This is a genomic window from Paracoccus fontiphilus (assembly GCF_017356265.1).
Classification (GTDB): domain Bacteria; phylum Pseudomonadota; class Alphaproteobacteria; order Rhodobacterales; family Rhodobacteraceae; genus Paracoccus; species Paracoccus fontiphilus.
The window spans coordinates 15,687-31,490 of record NZ_JAFNAW010000044.1; the positions used below are offsets into that span (position 1 = coordinate 15,687).

21 protein-coding genes and 1 tRNA gene are annotated in these 15,804 nt (G+C 65.2%); 2 read left to right on the plus strand and 20 right to left on the minus strand.

Annotated features, from left to right (window positions below):
* Positions 1 to 2: 2 nt before the first annotated feature.
* The 20 genes from nuoK to J0F76_RS20950 all read right to left on the minus strand — a co-directional run bounded on the left by nuoK (position 3) and on the right by J0F76_RS20950 (position 13,930).
* Positions 3 to 308 (minus strand): NADH-quinone oxidoreductase subunit NuoK, encoded by a 306-nt coding sequence (gene nuoK, locus J0F76_RS14250; protein WP_207470440.1) that lies wholly within the window; start codon positions 306 to 308, stop codon positions 3 to 5.
* Between the two features lie 58 nt (positions 309 to 366).
* Positions 367 to 969 carry an NADH-quinone oxidoreductase subunit J gene (locus J0F76_RS14255; protein WP_207470442.1) on the minus strand — a complete coding sequence of 201 codons (603 nt, stop codon included), beginning with the start codon at positions 967 to 969 and terminating at the stop codon, positions 367 to 369.
* The gene (locus J0F76_RS14260) at positions 966 to 1,376 is read right to left on the minus strand and encodes a carboxymuconolactone decarboxylase family protein (RefSeq protein ID WP_207470444.1); all 411 of its coding nucleotides are present in this window, start codon (positions 1,374 to 1,376) and stop codon (positions 966 to 968) included. Before J0F76_RS14260 ends, J0F76_RS14255 begins: the two co-directional genes overlap by 4 nt.
* Complete coding sequence (gene nuoI, locus J0F76_RS14265) at positions 1,373 to 1,864, minus strand: NADH-quinone oxidoreductase subunit NuoI (protein ID WP_207470446.1); 492 nt, start codon at positions 1,862 to 1,864, stop codon at positions 1,373 to 1,375. The genes J0F76_RS14260 and nuoI overlap by 4 nt, the downstream gene beginning before the upstream one ends.
* Positions 1,864 to 2,049 carry a hypothetical protein gene (locus J0F76_RS14270; protein WP_207470449.1) on the minus strand — a complete coding sequence of 62 codons (186 nt, stop codon included), beginning with the start codon at positions 2,047 to 2,049 and terminating at the stop codon, positions 1,864 to 1,866. The genes nuoI and J0F76_RS14270 overlap by 1 nt, the downstream gene beginning before the upstream one ends.
* A gap of 3 nt (positions 2,050 to 2,052) precedes the next feature.
* Positions 2,053 to 3,084: an NADH-quinone oxidoreductase subunit NuoH gene (gene nuoH / locus J0F76_RS14275; RefSeq protein WP_207470451.1), complete on the minus strand. Its 1,032-nt coding sequence runs from the start codon at positions 3,082 to 3,084 to the stop codon at positions 2,053 to 2,055.
* 16 nt (positions 3,085 to 3,100) lie between these two features.
* Positions 3,101 to 3,865 carry a hypothetical protein gene (locus J0F76_RS14280; RefSeq protein ID WP_207470453.1) on the minus strand — a complete coding sequence of 255 codons (765 nt, stop codon included), beginning with the start codon at positions 3,863 to 3,865 and terminating at the stop codon, positions 3,101 to 3,103.
* A 4-nt stretch (positions 3,866 to 3,869) separates the two neighbouring features.
* Entirely contained in the window at positions 3,870 to 5,888 is a 2,019-nt protein-coding gene (nuoG, locus tag J0F76_RS14285) for an NADH-quinone oxidoreductase subunit NuoG (RefSeq protein ID WP_207470454.1), read from the minus strand.
* A gap of 12 nt (positions 5,889 to 5,900) precedes the next feature.
* A complete protein-coding gene (locus tag J0F76_RS14290) occupies positions 5,901 to 6,332 on the minus strand; it encodes a DUF5333 domain-containing protein (protein WP_207470456.1) in 432 nt (143 codons plus the stop codon).
* Entirely contained in the window at positions 6,329 to 7,624 is a 1,296-nt protein-coding gene (gene nuoF / locus J0F76_RS14295) for an NADH-quinone oxidoreductase subunit NuoF (RefSeq protein WP_207470458.1), read from the minus strand. The genes J0F76_RS14290 and nuoF overlap by 4 nt, the downstream gene beginning before the upstream one ends.
* A gap of 27 nt (positions 7,625 to 7,651) precedes the next feature.
* On the minus strand, positions 7,652 to 7,888 hold the full coding sequence (locus J0F76_RS14300) for a DUF5337 domain-containing protein (protein WP_207470460.1): 237 nt from the start codon (positions 7,886 to 7,888) through the stop codon (positions 7,652 to 7,654).
* Positions 7,889 to 7,954: 66 nt separating this feature from the next.
* Positions 7,955 to 8,872, minus strand: coding sequence for an NADH-quinone oxidoreductase subunit NuoE (gene nuoE, locus J0F76_RS14305; protein WP_207470462.1), 918 nt, complete (start codon positions 8,870 to 8,872; stop codon positions 7,955 to 7,957).
* Positions 8,872 to 10,113, minus strand: coding sequence for an NADH-quinone oxidoreductase subunit D (locus tag J0F76_RS14310; RefSeq protein ID WP_207470464.1), 1,242 nt, complete (start codon positions 10,111 to 10,113; stop codon positions 8,872 to 8,874). Before J0F76_RS14310 ends, nuoE begins: the two co-directional genes overlap by 1 nt.
* A gap of 4 nt (positions 10,114 to 10,117) precedes the next feature.
* Positions 10,118 to 10,735, minus strand: coding sequence for an NADH-quinone oxidoreductase subunit C (locus J0F76_RS14315; RefSeq protein ID WP_207470466.1), 618 nt, complete (start codon positions 10,733 to 10,735; stop codon positions 10,118 to 10,120).
* Positions 10,736 to 10,738: 3 nt separating this feature from the next.
* Positions 10,739 to 11,272 (minus strand): NuoB/complex I 20 kDa subunit family protein, encoded by a 534-nt coding sequence (locus J0F76_RS14320; RefSeq protein ID WP_207470467.1) that lies wholly within the window; start codon positions 11,270 to 11,272, stop codon positions 10,739 to 10,741.
* Positions 11,263 to 11,628 carry an NADH-quinone oxidoreductase subunit A gene (locus J0F76_RS14325; RefSeq protein ID WP_207470470.1) on the minus strand — a complete coding sequence of 122 codons (366 nt, stop codon included), beginning with the start codon at positions 11,626 to 11,628 and terminating at the stop codon, positions 11,263 to 11,265. Before J0F76_RS14325 ends, J0F76_RS14320 begins: the two co-directional genes overlap by 10 nt.
* A gap of 140 nt (positions 11,629 to 11,768) precedes the next feature.
* Positions 11,769 to 12,140 carry a hypothetical protein gene (locus tag J0F76_RS14330; protein WP_242690221.1) on the minus strand — a complete coding sequence of 124 codons (372 nt, stop codon included), beginning with the start codon at positions 12,138 to 12,140 and terminating at the stop codon, positions 11,769 to 11,771.
* Between the two features lie 71 nt (positions 12,141 to 12,211).
* The gene (locus tag J0F76_RS14335; protein ID WP_207470471.1) at positions 12,212 to 12,676 is read right to left on the minus strand and encodes a hypothetical protein; all 465 of its coding nucleotides are present in this window, start codon (positions 12,674 to 12,676) and stop codon (positions 12,212 to 12,214) included.
* Between the two features lie 148 nt (positions 12,677 to 12,824).
* The gene (locus J0F76_RS14340; protein ID WP_242690222.1) at positions 12,825 to 13,664 is read right to left on the minus strand and encodes an NAD-dependent epimerase/dehydratase family protein; all 840 of its coding nucleotides are present in this window, start codon (positions 13,662 to 13,664) and stop codon (positions 12,825 to 12,827) included.
* Between the two features lie 32 nt (positions 13,665 to 13,696).
* Positions 13,697 to 13,930 (minus strand): hypothetical protein, encoded by a 234-nt coding sequence (locus tag J0F76_RS20950; protein WP_242690223.1) that lies wholly within the window; start codon positions 13,928 to 13,930, stop codon positions 13,697 to 13,699.
* 364 nt (positions 13,931 to 14,294) lie between these two features.
* Here J0F76_RS20950 and lipA point away from each other — a divergent pair, with 364 nt between their 5' ends.
* Entirely contained in the window at positions 14,295 to 15,251 is a 957-nt protein-coding gene (lipA, locus tag J0F76_RS14345) for a lipoyl synthase (protein ID WP_207470472.1), read from the plus strand.
* A gap of 175 nt (positions 15,252 to 15,426) precedes the next feature.
* Positions 15,427 to 15,510, plus strand: a tRNA-Leu gene (locus J0F76_RS14350).
* Positions 15,511 to 15,804: the final 294 nt, after the last annotated feature.

The following is a 15,804-nucleotide window of genomic DNA, read 5'->3' on the forward strand; positions in this document are numbered from 1 at the left end:
GCTTACCCCTTCATCACGTTGACATCGTCCACCGCGATCGAGCCGCGGTTGCGGAAGAAGACCACCAGGATCGCCAGGCCAATCGCGGCCTCGGCCGCCGCGACGGTCAGGATGAACATGGTGAAGACCTGCCCCGCCAGATCGTCCAGGTGGGCCGAGAAGGCCACGAAGTTGATGTTGACCGACAAGAGGATCAGTTCGATCGACATCAGGATGACGATGACGTTCTTGCGGTTCACAAAGATGCCGAAGATACCGGCGACGAACAAGATCGCCCCCACGACGAGGTAATGTGTCAAGCCTATCATCGTCTTTCGTCCCTTCGGGTCGTTACCCGGTCAATATCAGTCTGCGGTGCAGAAGGCCTTAAAGCCCCTGCCCCGGCTTCACGTCGCGCAGTTCCATCGCCTTGGCCGGGTCACGGTACATCTGCTCCAGCACGTCCTGGCGCTTGATGTCGCGGCGGTGGCGCATGGTCAAGGTGATCGCGCCGATCATGGCGACCAGCAGGATCAGGCCTGCAATCTGGAACGGCAGCAGGTAGCGGTCATACAGAACCGTGCCGATCAGGTTGGTGTTCTGGGTCTCGGCCAGGATCGGCACGGTGCGCAGCCCCTCGGCCCCGACGCTGCTTTCCCAGCCGCCGAAGGCGATGGCAAGCTGCGCCAGCAGGACGATGGCGATCAGCCCGGCCAGCGGCAGATAGCCCGCCAGTTCGCCGCGAAGCTGCGCGAAGTCCACGTCCAGCATCATCACGACGAACAGGAACAGAACCGCCACGGCGCCGACATAGACGATCACCAGCAGCATCGCCACGAACTCGGCCCCCTGCAGGACGAACAGCCCCGCGGCCGAGATGAAGGCCAGGATCAGCCACAGCACCGAATGGACCGGATTGCGCGACAGCACCACCATGAAGCCCGCCAGGCAGACCGAGATGGCGAACAGGTAGAAGGCGAAGGTGATCATTCCTGTTTTCCTTCGTGTTCCGTGAATACGCCCTGCGCGATCTCCAGGGCCTTCTGCATGGCCGGAATGCCGCCGAACATCCCCATCTGGTAGATGACCTCGGCCACCTCGCGCGCGGTCGCGCCCGCCTCGATGGCGTGGCGGATGGTCAGGCGAAGCTGAGGCTCGGCATGGGCGCCCTGCACCGTCAGCGCGGCAAGCGTCACCAGCAGGCGGGTCTTGGCGTCCAGGCCGTCGCGGTTGAAGGTACGGCCGAACCACATTTCCAGCATGTCCGCCGGCATGGTCGGGATCATCTTCTCGAACGCGCGGGGATCGAAGGTTTCCAGCGCAGGATTGAACGCGCGGGCCATTTCCTGGCCCGACTGCATCATCTGCTGGAACAGCTTGGTAAACGCGTCGCTCATCGGTAGGGCGCGTCGATGGACAGGTTGCGGGCGATCTCGGCTTCCCAGCGGGCGCCGTTGTCCAGCAATCTCTGCTTGTCGTAGAACAGCTCCTCGCGCGTTTCGGTCGCGAACTCGAAGTTCGGGCCTTCCACGATGGCATCGACCGGGCAGGCTTCCTGGCAGAAGCCGCAATAGATGCACTTGGTCATGTCGATGTCATAGCGCGTGGTGCGGCGCGAGCCGTCCTCGCGCGGCTCGGCGTCGATGGTGATCGCCTGAGCGGGGCAGATCGCCTCGCACAGCTTGCAGGCGATGCAGCGTTCCTCGCCGTTGGGATAGCGGCGCAGGGCGTGTTCGCCCCGGAAGCGCGGCGACAGGGGGCCCTTCTCGTGCGGATAGTTCAGCGTCGCCTTGGGGGCGAAGAAGTATTTCACCCCGAGGCCGAAGCCCTTGAGGAAATCGACCATCAGGAAATATTTGGTGGCGCGGGCGATGTCGAACGGCATCAGAACTCTTCCCCTTGCTTGGGCGCGGCGAAGCGGTCGAAGGCCGCCACGTATTCGCGGACCCTGGCGCTGTCACGGGACTGCTCAGCGGTATCCAGATTGTTTGCCAGGAAGTGCGCGAACTCGACCTTGTCGGTTTCCGACGCCCTTGCCAGCATTTCGGCGATCTTGTTGGAATAGGCCATGGCTTATGCCCCCGCCCAGCGGGCCCAGAACGACCCGAAGACTTCGAAGCGGGCAAGGAAGGCCACCAGCACGACCCAGCCCAGAGACAGCGGCAGGAACACCTTCCAGCCGATCCGCATCAGCTGGTCATAGCGATACCGCGGCACGATGGCCTTCACCATGGCGAACATCCAGAACCAGAAGACCATCTTCAGGAACATCCACAGCGCGCCGTCGGGCAGCCCGGGGATGGGCGACAGCCAGCCGCCGAAGAACAGCAGGCTGATCAGCGCGCACATCAGCCAGATGGCGATGTATTCGCCGGCCATGAACAGCAGGTAGGGCGTGGAGGAATATTCGACCATGAAGCCCGCGACCAGTTCCGATTCGGCCTCGGCCAGGTCGAAGGGCGGGCGGTTCGTCTCGGCCAGGGCGGACACGAAGAACAGGACCAGCATCGGCAGGTGCGGCAGCCAGTACCAGGACAGCAGGCCCGCGCCCGACTGCGCCTCGACGATGGCGCTGATGTTCATCGACCCGGTCGAGATGATGACGCCGATGATGATGAGGCCCAGGCTGACCTCGTAGGAGATCATCTGCGCCGCCGCCCGCAGCGACGACAGGAACGGGTATTTCGAGTTCGAGGCCCAGCCGCCCATGATGACGCCGTATACCTCCAGCGAGGAAACGGCGAAGATGAACAGGATGCCCACGTTGATGTCGGCCATGACCCAGCCGGGCGCGAAGGGGATCGCGACAAAGGCCAGCAGGGCCAGGGTCATCGACAGGAACGGCGCCAGGAAGAAGACGAACTTGTCCGCCCCGGCGGGGATGACGATCTCCTTCAGCACGTATTTCAGCGCGTCGGCGAAGGTCTGCAGCAGGCCCCAGGGACCGACCACGTTGGGGCCGCGCCGCAACTGCACGGCGGCCCAGATCTTGCGGTCGCCATAGACCATGAAGATCAGCGACAGCATGACAAAGGCGATCACCGCCAGACCCTGCGCCAGCATCAGGATCGTCATGCCCAGAGAGGATGCCCAGAATTCAGCCATGCCCGTCCCTATCTCCTTACGCCGCGGGAATGCCGCGCGCCTTGCACTCGCGCAAGGTCTCGTTCGTTTCCATCACCCGCAGACCCATCGGCTTCTGATCCGACAGCGTGAATGCGGCACCGATCATCAGCTTGCCGTCGCGCGTATCCTGTAGCGTGCGCACGTGGCGGCCGTATGTCTCGCCATTCTGCTTGGCCCAACCAGCCAGCGCGCAGGTGGCATACGAGAAGGCGATATCGGCGTCCACCCCCTCGCGCAAGTTAGCGGTCACTTCGACCAGTCCCGACGACCCGTCCGGCCCCAGCGGCACCACGCGGGCGCCCTGGAAATCCTCGGGGTCGATCTTGGTGCCGTTGTCCCAGACGGGCAGCGCAGGCTGGGTGCGCGCGGCGAATTCCTCCAGCGCCTTTTCCTGCGCCGTCTGGCGGGGCGGCAGGTCCGCCGCGACACCCGCGCCCAGGTCAAGGTCCAGATTCTCGTTCAAGGCCATCAAGTCGGCCTCGGTCACGGCAAAGGCATCCTGCCCCTCGGGGCTGTCCAGCGCCATGGTGGTGACGCTGCCGTCAGGTTCCAGAATCAGGATCTCGCCCGACTTGGTCGAGATGCGGGCAAGCGTCAGCGGCGCCTTGCCCTCGGCCCCGCCGGGGGTCACGACCTTGGCGGTCATCGTCGCGGGCTTCGGCTTGGGGCGCCCCTCGCCGGCGTCGTCCGCGCAGCCGGCCAGCATCGCAGCACCCGCAAGGGCCGCGATGGCAAGGCGAGACTGGCGGAACACTGGCATAGGATCACTCGGCCGCCAGGGCGGGCGCGTTGCGCGCCGCCGCCATCCGCGACAGTTCCCCCATCAGCGGCGAACAGCGCGCGATCGGGTTCGTCAGGTAGAAGTCCTTGACGGCATAGCGGAAGGTCGCGCGTCCCAGGTCCATCCGGTCCAGCGGACGCCATTCGTTTTCGGGAACCTGGTCGATCATCGCCAGATGCGGCACAGCCTCGACCAAGGCGCGGCGCAGTTGCGTGAACGTGTCCCAAGGCAGCGTGGCCCCCAGTTCAGCCGACAGCGCGCGCAGGATTGCCCAGTTCTCCTTGGCCTCGCCCGGCGCGAAGTTGGCGCGCATGGCAAGCTGCGGACGGCCCTCGGTGTTGACGAACAGCCCGTTTTCCTCGGTGTAGCAGGCGCCGGGCAGGATGATGTCGGCCCGGTGCGCACCCCGGTCGCCATGACTGCCCTGGTAGATCACGAAGGCACCGGTTGCCACGTCCACCTCGTCGGCGCCCAGGTTGTAGATCACCTCGACCCCGTCGATTGCGGCATCGAGCCCGCCTTCGGTCACGGCGCCCACGTCCATCGCCCCCACGCGGGATGCGGCGCTGTGCAGGACCAGCAGCTTGCAGTCGTCCAACTCGCAGATGCGCATGGCATTGGCCAGCACGGCCTCGCCGTCCGCCTCGCGCAGGGCGCCCTGGCCCACGATCACGATGCCGGGCGTGCCCGCGGTGGACTTCAGGTCGTCCTTGACCAGATGGGTCAGCGCAGCGCGGTCGTTGCCGTGGTGGTGATAGTCATAGGTCAGATCGACCGCATCCCCGATCAGAGCCACCTGCGCGCCATGCGCCCAGGCCTTGCGGATGCGCGCGTTCAGCACCGGCGCTTCCTCGCGCGGGTTGGTGCCGATCAGCAGGATGCGCTTGGCGCTGTCGATGTCGGCGATGGTCGCGTTGCCGACATAGGCACCCCGATTGCCCGCAGGCAGCCGCGCGCCCTCAGTGCGGCATTCGACGCTGCCGCCCAAGTTCTCGATCAACTGCTTCAGGCTGAAGGCCGCCTCGACCGGAGCCAGATCGCCCACCAGACCGGCGACCTTGCGGCCCTTCATGGCGGAGGCGGCGGCAGCCAGGGCCTCACCCCAGCCTGCCGGGCGCAGCTTGCCGTTTTCGCGGATATAGGGCTTGTCCAGCCGCTGGCGGCGCAGCCCGTCCCAGACGAAGCGGGTCTTGTCGCTGATCCACTCCTCGTTCACGTCGTCATGGTTGCGCGGCAGGATGCGCATCACCTCGCGGCCCTTCACGTCCACGCGGATGTTGCTGCCCAGCGCGTCCATCACGTCGATGGTCTCGGTCTTGCGCAGTTCCCACGGACGGGCCTTGAAGGCATAGGGCTTGCTGACAAGCGCGCCCACCGGGCACAGGTCGATGATGTTGCCCTGCAGGTTGGATGCCAGCGTCTCGTTCAGGTAGCTGGTGATCTCGCTGTCCTCGCCGCGTCCGGTCTGGCCCATCTGGCTGATGCCCGCGACCTCGGTGGTGAAGCGCACGCAGCGGGTGCAGCTGATGCAACGGGTCATGTGCGTTTCGACCAGCGGGCCGAGGTTCAGTTCCTCGGCGGCGCGCTTCGGCTCTCGGTAGCGGCTGAAGTCCACGCCATAGGCCATGGCCTGGTCCTGCAGGTCGCATTCGCCGCCCTGGTCGCAGATCGGGCAGTCCAGCGGATGGTTGATCAGCAGGAACTCCATCACGCCCTCGCGGGCCTTCTTGACCATGGGGCTGTTGGTGCGGATTTCCGACGGCGCGCCGTCCGGGCCGGGGCGCAGGTCCTTGACCTGCATGGCGCAGCTTGCCGCGGGCTTGGGGGGACCGCCCACGACCTCGACCAGGCACATCCGGCAGTTGCCCGCGATGGACAGCCGTTCGTGATAGCAGAAGCGCGGGATTTCGATGCCCGCCTGCTCGCAGGCCTGGATCAGGGTCAGGTTGGGATCGACCGCGATCTCGGTTCCGTCGATCTTGATCGTGCGCAAATCGGCCATCGGCTTTCTTCCTTACCTGGCAACCAGAAGCGATCCGGCGATCGTCTTCCGTTCTATCTCTTGCTGCCCCAGACGGCAGAATGTCTCGGGCTGGCCATTCACCACCCCATTGGCGACCATGTAGCGGTCGGCCTCGGCATAGATGCGGCGACGCTCATCCCTGCTGTCCAGGAAGGCGTCGATCTGCGCTTCGCTATAGCCCTGGTCCAAGGCATAGCGTTTCAGCTTGCGCGCTTCGGAAAAGGCGCGGACCAGACGCGCGTCCAGCGTCGGACAGCCCCGGCGCAGCATGTCGGCGACGCGCGCCTGGACCAAGCTGTCGTTGATGTGGCGTTCCTGCGACAAGGGCTGAAGGGCGGCGGCGGGCACGGCAAGCGCAGCCGCGCAGGACAGCGCCACAAGCGCCGCCCCTGCCCTGACCCGATATGCCCCCAGACGCGTCATTCCGCAGCCATCGCCCCCATACGGCCGGTGCGCTTGGCCTTGATGCGATCCTCGATCTCCTCGCGGAAGTTGCGGATCAGGCCCTGGATCGGCCAGGCGGCGGCGTCGCCAAGGGCGCAGATGGTGTGACCCTCGACCTGCTTGGTCACGTCGAACAGCATGTCGATTTCCTCGACCTCGGCGTCGCCGCGCACCAGGCGTTCCATGACGCGCATCATCCAGCCGGTGCCCTCGCGGCAAGGCGTGCATTGCCCGCAGCTTTCATGCTTGAAGAACTTGGACAGCCGCCAGATCGCCTTGATGACGTCGGTCTGCTGGTCCATCACGATCATGCAGGCCGTGCCGAAGGACGACCGCAACTCGCGCATCCCGTCATAGTCCATGATGGCGTTTTCGCACTGTTCCGCCGTCAAGACCGGACAGGACGCGCCGCCGGGGATCACGGCCTTGAGGTTCTTCCACCCGCCGCGCACGCCGCCGCCATGCTTCTCGATCAGCTCGCGCATGGGGATCGACATGGCTTCCTCGACCACGCAGGGCGTGTTGAGGTGGCCGGTCAGGCCGAACAGCTTGACGCCCGCGTTGTTGGGGCGGCCGAAGCCCGCGAACCATTCCGGGCCGCGCCGCAGGATGGTGGGCGTCACGGCGATGGATTCGACGTTGTTCACCGTGGTCGGGCAGCCGTAGAGCCCCGCGCCCGCCGGGAAGGGCGGCTTCATCCGGGGCATCCCCTTCTTGCCTTCCAGGCTTTCCAGCAGCGCCGTTTCCTCGCCGCAGATATAGGCGCCGGCGCCGTGGTGCAGGTACAGGTCGAAGTCCCAGCCGGACCCCGCCGCGTTCGCGCCCAGAAGGCCCGCATCATAGCATTCGTCGATGGCGGCCTGCAGCGATTCCTTCTCGCGGATGAACTCGCCGCGGATATAGATATAGGCCGCGTGCGCGCCCATCGCAAAGGAGGCGATCAGCGCGCCCTCGATCAGCGTGTGCGGATCGTGGCGCATGATCTCGCGGTCCTTGCAGGTCGCGGGTTCGGATTCGTCGGCGTTGATCACCAGGTAGGACGGGCGGCCGTCGCTTTCCTTGGGCATGAAGGACCACTTGAGGCCGGTCGGAAAGCCCGCGCCCCCGCGTCCGCGCAAGCCCGATGCCTTCACCTGCTCCACGATCTTGTCGCGGCCGCGGGCGATGATCTCGGCGGTGCCGTCCCAATGGCCGCGCTTCCTCGCCCCGGCCAGGCTGCGGTCGCCCATGCCGTAGATGTTGGTGAAAATGCGATCCTGATCTTTCAGCATCCTGCTCTCAATCCTCTCATCCGGGCGTCACGCATTCCTGCGCCGCCAGATACGCCAGGTCACGATCAGCGACCAGACAAAAGCTCCGATGGCGGCCAGATCCGCCAGATAGGCCCACTTCCCGGACCAGCCGTAATAGGCGCCAAGCGCCTGGACCAACAGCCAGAGGCACATCGCCACGGCGATCACCGCCGCAGCCAGCCGCATCTGGCCCGCGTCGCGGTCGGACGCCCGGCCAGCCATCACCGGGCACCATGCCGCCATGGGGCGGTCCGGTCGCTGACGGTCAGGATCGTGGCTGGCATCACATGCTCCTGCTGCTGGTTCGCCTTAACGGCTGGTCGTGTCGTCCTTCTGTTCCGCTTCCTCGATGGCCCGGATGCCCGCCGGATTGCGGTCCGACTGCGGACGCGCGGCCGAGGCGGCCTGCGCTTCCTGCTCGGTGATGCCGGTCGCGTCGGCAGGCTCGCCCGCCGCCGGACGCGGCTCGTGCTCGGGCGCGGTGTCGGTGCCGGTCCGGTCGTCCACGGCAGCCTCGGGGTTGCGAAGCCACTTGGTCAGGATCGGCACCTCGGTCCCGTCGATCCGCTTGACCGTCTCGCCGATGTCGCGCGCCAGCGCGGCGCTGGCGTTCAGCTTGTCGCCCTGCCCCTTGAGGTCGGCAAGCGCGGTCGGCCCGCCCAGCGGCTCGGACGAGAAGCGCCCGTTCTGCGGACCCGGCAGCGGCACCTGGCCGGCGGAAAAGGCGTCGATCAGTTCTTCAAGCTTGGCGGGCGTCAGATCCTCGTAATAATCCTTGCCGATCTGGGCCATGGGCGCGTTGGTGCAGGCGCCCAGGCACTCGACCTCTTCCCAGCTGAACTTGCCGTCGGCCGACAGCGTGTGCGGCGTCGGCGCGATCTTGCGCTTGCAGACGGCGATCAGGTCCTCGGCCCCGCAGATCATGCAGGTGGTGGTGCCGCAGATCTGGATGTTGGCAATCGAACCAACGGGTTGAAGCTGGAACATGAAGTAGAATGTCGCCACTTCCAGCGCGCGGATATAGGGCATTCCCAGCAGTTCCGCGCAGTATTCGATGGCGGGCCGGGACAGCCAGCCTTCCTGTTCCTGCGCGCGCCACAGCACCGGAATGATCGCCGATTGCTGGCGGCCTTCCGGGTACTTGGTCATCTGGGCATGGGCCCAATCCAGGTTCGCGGGCGTGAATTCGAAGCTGTCCGGCTGGACGGGCGAAAGACGGCGGAGCATCAGCGGTCAACCTCTCCGAACACGATGTCGAGCGTGGCGATCAGGGCGGGCACGTCGGCCAGCAGGTGGCCCTTGGCGATCCAGTCCATCGACTGAAGATGCAGGAAGCCGGGCGCGCGCAGCTTGGCGCGATAGGGCTTGTTCGTCCCGTCGCTGACCAGATAGACGCCGAACTCGCCCTTGGGCGCCTCGACGGCGGCATAGACTTCGCCCGCGGGAACCTTGAAGCCCTCGGTGTAGAGCTTGAAGTGATGGATCAGGCTTTCCATGTCGCGCTTCATGTCGCCGCGCCGGGGCGGAGTCAGCTTGCCGCGTGCCAGCACGTCGCCCTGCCCGGCAGGTTCGCGCAGCTTGCGGATGGCCTGCTTCATGATGCCGGTCGATTCCCGCATTTCCTGCATCCGGATCAGGAAGCGGTCATAGCTGTCGCCATTGCGGCCGACCGGGATCTTGAAGTCGAACTCGTCATAGCATTCGTAGGGCTGCGAGCGGCGCAGGTCCCAGGCCAGGCCCGACCCGCGCGCCATCACGCCCGAATAGCCCCAGTCGAGGCAATCCTGCTCGGACACCACGCCGATGCCCACAAGGCGCTGCTTGAAGATGCGGTTCTCGGTCAGCAGGGTGTCCAAGTCGTCGACGACCTTGAGGAAGCGGTCGCACCACGCGTCGATGTCGTCCAGCAGGTCGGGGGGCAGGTCCTGATGAACGCCGCCCGGCCGGAAATAGGCCGCGTGCAGACGCGCGCCGCTGGCGCGTTCATAGAAGATCATCAGATCCTCGCGCGCCTCGAACCCCCACAAGGGCGGCGTCAGCGCGCCCACGTCCATCGCCCCCGTGGTCAGGCCCAGCAGGTGGTTCAGGATGCGCCCGATCTCGCAATACAGCACCCGGATCAGACTGGCCCGGCGCGGCACGACTGTGCCGGTCAGACGCTCGATCGCCAGGCACCAGGCATGTTCCTGGTTCATGGGCGAGACATAGTCCAGCCGGTCGAAATAGGGCAGGTTCTGCAGGTAGGTGCGGCTTTCCATCAGCTTTTCGGTGCCGCGATGCAGCAGGCCGATATGCGGGTCGGCGCGCTCCACCACCTCGCCGTCCAGTTCCAGCACCATGCGCAGCACGCCGTGCGCCGCCGGGTGCTGGGGACCGAAGTTGATGTTGAAGTTGCGGATCTTCTGTTCGCCCACAAGGGTGTCAGCCGATCCGTCGTCGTACTGGTTGGTGCGGATATCGCCGTCCATGGCCTTACCCCTTGGTCTTTTCGTCGCCGGGCAGCACGTATTTCGCGCCTTCCCATGGAGAGAGGAAGTCGAACTGGCGGTATTCCTGCGTCAGGCGCACGGGTTCATACACCACGCGCTTTTCGGATTCGTCATAGCGAACCTCGACATAGCCGGTGGTCGGGAAGTCCTTGCGCAGGGGATAGCCGCTGAAGCCGTAGTCCGTCAGGATGCGCCGCAGGTCCGGATGCCCCGAGAACAGAATCCCGAACATGTCGAAGATTTCCCGCTCGAACCAGTTGGCGCAGGGATAGATGCCTGTCAGCGACGGAACGATCTCGTCCTCGCGGATGGCGACCTTTACGCGGATTCGATGGTTCTGGTACATCGACAGCAGGTGCCAGACCACGTCGAAGCGATGCGGGCGTTCGGGATGGTCGACGGCGGTGATGTCCACCAGGGTCGAGAAGCGGCAGGAACTGTCGCTGCGCAGGAACTCGATCAGGTCCACGATGCCGGACAGGGTCGAGGTCACTGTCAGCTCGCCAAAGGCGACGCCCGCGTCAAGGACCTGGTCCCCGCAGCGCAGCTTCAGGTGTTCGGCCAGCTGGTCCAGCGCGTCGATGTCGGGATAGACAGCCATGGCTTACCTCACCAGCGTGCCGGTGCGCCGGATGCGGCGCTGGAGTTGCAGGATGCCGTAGAGCAGCGCCTCGGCCGTGGGGGGGCAGCCGGGGACATAGATGTCCACGGGCACGATCCGGTCGCAGCCGCGCACCACCGAATAGCTGTAGTGGTAGTAGCCGCCGCCGTTGGCGCAGCTTCCCATGGAAAGCACATAGCGCGGTTCCGGCATCTGGTCATAGACCTTGCGCAACGCCGGGGCCATCTTGTTGGTCAGCGTTCCCGCCACGATCATCAGGTCGGACTGGCGCGGCGAGGCGCGCGGCGCGGTGCCGAAGCGTTCCACGTCATAGCGCGGCATCGAGGTGTGCATCATTTCGACCGCGCAGCAGGCCAAGCCGAAGGTCATCCAGTGAAGGCTGCCGTTGCGCGCCCAGTTGATGACGTCCTCGGTCGTGGTCAGCAGGAAGCCCTTGTCCTGCAACTCGCGGTTCAGGGCGGCCGTCGCGACCTCGCGGTCGGGACCCGCCGTGTGGGCTCCGGTCATCACGCCCATTCAAGAGCACCTTTCTTCCATTCGTAGGCAAACCCCACGGTCAGCACCCCCAGGAACACCATCATCGACCAGAAGGCCGCGTCCGACAGCCCCGCGAAGCTGACCGCCCAGGGGAACAGGAAGGCAACTTCCAGGTCGAAGATGATGAACAGGATCGACACCAGGTAGAATCGCACGTCAAATTTCATCCGCGCGTCGTCGAAGGCATTGAAGCCGCATTCATAGGCGCTGACTTTTTCCGGGTCCGGGTTGTGTACGGCAACCACCACGGCGGCGAGGATCAGGACCAGCGCCAATGCAGATGCCATTCCCGCAAACACGAGGATCGGCAGATAGTCCTGCAGTAGAGTTTCCACGGGCAAGTTCCCCTTGTCGGCCGCGGAAAAGCTGTGGCTGCCCGCGACGGGTTAGCTAGGCGCCCGTTTAGACCCGCGGGCCAGCGGGGTCAACGGGCGCCTATGTCACACGGGCGCCCCATTTAATCGCATCCGCCAGCTTATTGCTGCGGCAGTTGCAGGGCGGCCTGCTCGGCAGCCTCTGCCAGTTCGGCGCACATCGCGGCGGCCGTCGTGCCCTGCCCGGTCGCGGCCTCGGCCAGAGGCTCCTCGATCTGCATGGCGCTGACGGTTCCGGCCCGGCCCTTGCGGTAGGCATCCTCGACCAGGGCCGCATCCTGCGCGGGCGGAAAGGACGCGATTACCCTGGCTTGGGTTTGTGCTGCTTCGGGCGGGATATGGCCCTGGGCCGCGCAGAATTCCAGAAGGCCCTGCTGGTTTTTCGCCGCCGCGATCGCGATATCGGGTGCGACATTTTGCGCACCCGCGGCAGCGGCGGATGCGAGGACCATCGTTGCGGCAAGGATACGCATGGATATACCCCGTGTTAGATAGCAGAAGGGGCAGCCAAGGCTGCCCCATGCGGTCTTTCGATACCCGTCCGTCACATCCCTGCGGCTTGGCAGTCGGCCAGGGTGATGACCTCCATGTTGATGGAGCCCGAGAACTGGTCGGCATCCTGGTTGCCTTCCAGACCGGTCGTGGCGGTCGCCGAGGTATCGGCGCCAGCAGCGGCCGTGGCCGGATTGGGGGCGTCGTCGTCCTGGTTGCCTTCGTTGCCCGTCGTGGGCTGCGCGCCGTCCATTGTGCCCGCATCCGTATCAGGCCCGGTGCCGGAGACGGCATCGTTGTCGGCATTGCCCGAGTTGCCAGCGTCGCCGCCCGAGACGGTGGCGCCCATGGCCTTGTCATCCGACCCCATGGCCAGGGTGCGGCAATGTTCGGCCACGGCGGCCATGTCGGCTTCGTTCACCTGCTGCGTGCCGACCATGTTCTGCGCGAAGGCGGCAGAACCGAAGCCCAGAACGGCAGCCAGAGCAATCGGAGCAGTAAACGTCTTGATAGGCATGATCTTTCTCCGTCGGTGTTGTGAAGGTTCGATTGACAGTCAAACCCGCTCGACGGGGTCTTGTTCCGTTCAAAAGAACACGACTCCGGCATGACCGGCGGAGGGAAACGGCTGGCGACCCGGGAGGCGCCAGCCCGGCGCGGCCGCCTCAGGCGATGGCGTCGATGGACCTGTGGCCCTGAATCCAGTTCCAGCTGTGGCGCATTCCCTGGATCAGCGGGGTCTTCGGGACCCAGCCCGTTGCCGACCTGATCCGCCTGATATCCAGGATGATGCGGGGAACGTCGAAGCTGCGCCCCGGCTTGTAGATCGGCCTGATCCGGCGATTCGTGACCGCCGAAGCCGCCTGGACGATCTCGTTCACCGACGCGCCCGTGCCGGAGCCCGCGTTGAAGCAGCCGACGATGGGCGCCTCGACCACGGTCGCGCAAAGCTCTGCAAGATCGTGGACATGGACGAAATCGCGCACGATGCTTCCGTCCCCCCAGACCTCGATCTGCTCTCCATGGGCGATCTTCCACAGATAGTTGCCGATGATCCCCTGGATGCCGTTACAGCCCTGCCGCGGCCCATAGGGGTTCGACACGCGAAGCGCGACGTAATCCAGCCCGTGGAGGCGATGTTCCATGTGCAGGTACTGCTCGATTGCTACCTTGACGATCCCATGGGATGTGATCGGTGCAAGCGGATGGGTTTCCGGGACCACCTCGACCGAGGGAACGCCATAGACCGTGCCGCCGGACGACAGGAAGACCAGCTTTCCGACACGCTGCTGGCGCATGATCTGCAGCATACGGACGGTGGACATCAGGTTGCCCTGGATATCCGCCAGGGGGTCGGCGTTCGCCGTCGAGGGAACCGTGGTGCTGACGCCGTGCACCACCACGTCGATGTCCCGCAGGGCCGCCTGCAGGACCGGCTCGGACATGAAGCTGCCGGTCACATACTCCACGCCCGGAACGGGCGCGCGAAACGCCTCGGGCTTCATGTCCAGGACGCGGACGCGATGGCCCTGCGCAATCAGGCTGTCACGACATGCGAACCGATAAAGCCGCAGCCACCCACGACAAGCACATGCTTCATGGTATTTCTTACCCGATTAAAACAGGTTGAATATAAAAACGGACAGCAATCAATATGATCAACTTGCTGCAATGCGCCTGCAGCATGAGCCGGTATCTTCCAAGTGGCCGAGCGATGCAACACCGTGTCAACCTGTTTCCCGGGAAAATCGGCCGCTGTCGGATTGCCCATCTCGAATGCTTTTCCTTTTGATCTCTTTGCCTAAGCGGAAGGCAGGTCGACAAACCATCGAAGCGAGCAGCCGTCATATCCTAGCGCGCGAAGACGACGGGAGTGTGACTGCGGACCGGCGCGCCGGCCCTCTCCGCAGTCGGAACCGTGCACCTGCAGAAACGATTTGGCCCCCTTCCCCGCTGCCTCCGCACGCCGGCGATCAGGCGTGCGGCGACCGGAGGTGCGGGCGGCGCCCCGGCCGCCTTTCGCCTGCCCGGCCTTGCCCGCGGACGCGGGGAAGATCTGCGCCGGGCGCATGGCCCCATCCGTTGCGCTTGGCTGGACAAAGGGTTATTTCTGACGGACACGCGACGGAAAGGACATGACCTTGCGCGACCTTCGGATGCCAGACCAGCGACACCCGGAAAAGGCCCACCGGCCCGACCAGGCGCAGCCAAAGAAGCCCGACTGGATTCGCGTAAAGGCTCCGACCTCGGACGGCTACAAGCGCACCCGCGACATCATGAAGGACAACCGCCTGTCCACCGTGTGCGAGGAAGCGGGCTGCCCCAATGTCGGCGAGTGCTGGTCCCAGGGCCACGCCACCATGATGATCATGGGCGAGATCTGCACGCGCGGCTGCACCTTCTGCAACGTCGCGACCGGCAAGCCCGGCGCGCTCGACGTGTTCGAACCGGGCCGCGTCGCCCATGCCGTGCACAAGCTGGGCCTCAAGCATGTGGTCATCACCTCGGTCGACCGGGACGACCTGGACGATGGCGGGGCGGATCACTTCGCCCAGACCATCCGCGCGATCCGCCACCGCAGCCCCGATTCGACCATCGAGGTGCTGACCCCGGACTTCCTGAAATCCAGGCCCGGTGCGCTGGAGATCGTGGTCGAGGCGCGACCCGACGTGTTCAACCACAACCTGGAAACCGTGCCCGCGCTGTATCCGACCGTCCGGCCCGGCGCGCGCTATTTCCACTCGCTGCGCCTGCTGCAGAAGGTCAAGGAACTTGATCCCGCGATGTTCACCAAGTCGGGCATCATGGTCGGCCTGGGCGAGGATCGGGGCAGCGTGCTGCAGGTGATGGACGACATGCGCGCCGCCGACATCGACTTCATGACCATCGGCCAATACCTGCAGCCGACGCCCAAGCACCACCGCGTGGACCGCTTCGTCACCCCCGAGGAGTTTGCGGGCTACGAGAAGGCCGCCTATGGCAAGGGCTTCCTGATGGTTTCGGCCACGCCCCTGACCCGGTCGTCCTATCATGCGGGGGACGATTTCGCCCGCTTGCGTCAGGCCCGCCTGCAAAAGCTGGGCCGCGCCTGACCCCTCTTGCAAAAGCGCGCGTGCCCCATTAGGCGGGACACGGAAGGCCCGTGTGGCGGACTGGCGGACGCAGAGGATCGCTGATCCTCGTGCCTGTCCGGGAAGGCGCGGCGATTCCCAGGCCTGCGCGGCCGGGTCCCATGAAGGCCAGACTGGCCTCACGAGAGAGCGTCACGGGGGTGTGGCGGAATGGTAGACGCGACGGATTCAAAATCCGTTTTCGCAAGAAGTGTCGGTTCGAGTCCGACCACCCCTACCACGCTCTCTTTGCAAGCAGTTGGCCTGATGCGCAGCGGACCAGCCGCGACCCAAGCAGGCACTTCTGCAGGCCATCCGTGGGCAGCCTTGCCGACCTTTCCTTGCCCTTGCCGCTCCATCCAAATCGCCTGACGTCGGAACGACACATCTTCAGCCTTGGCCAGGATGCCGCCGCGTCCGTGGGAAAGGCAAAGCGCCTGCGCGCCCTTAGAGCATGTCGCGGGCATCGAGATTCAGGATTCCCAGCTAGCCTATGATGTGCTTCCCTTCTGCTGAGGCAGGTATGGGGGGTCTG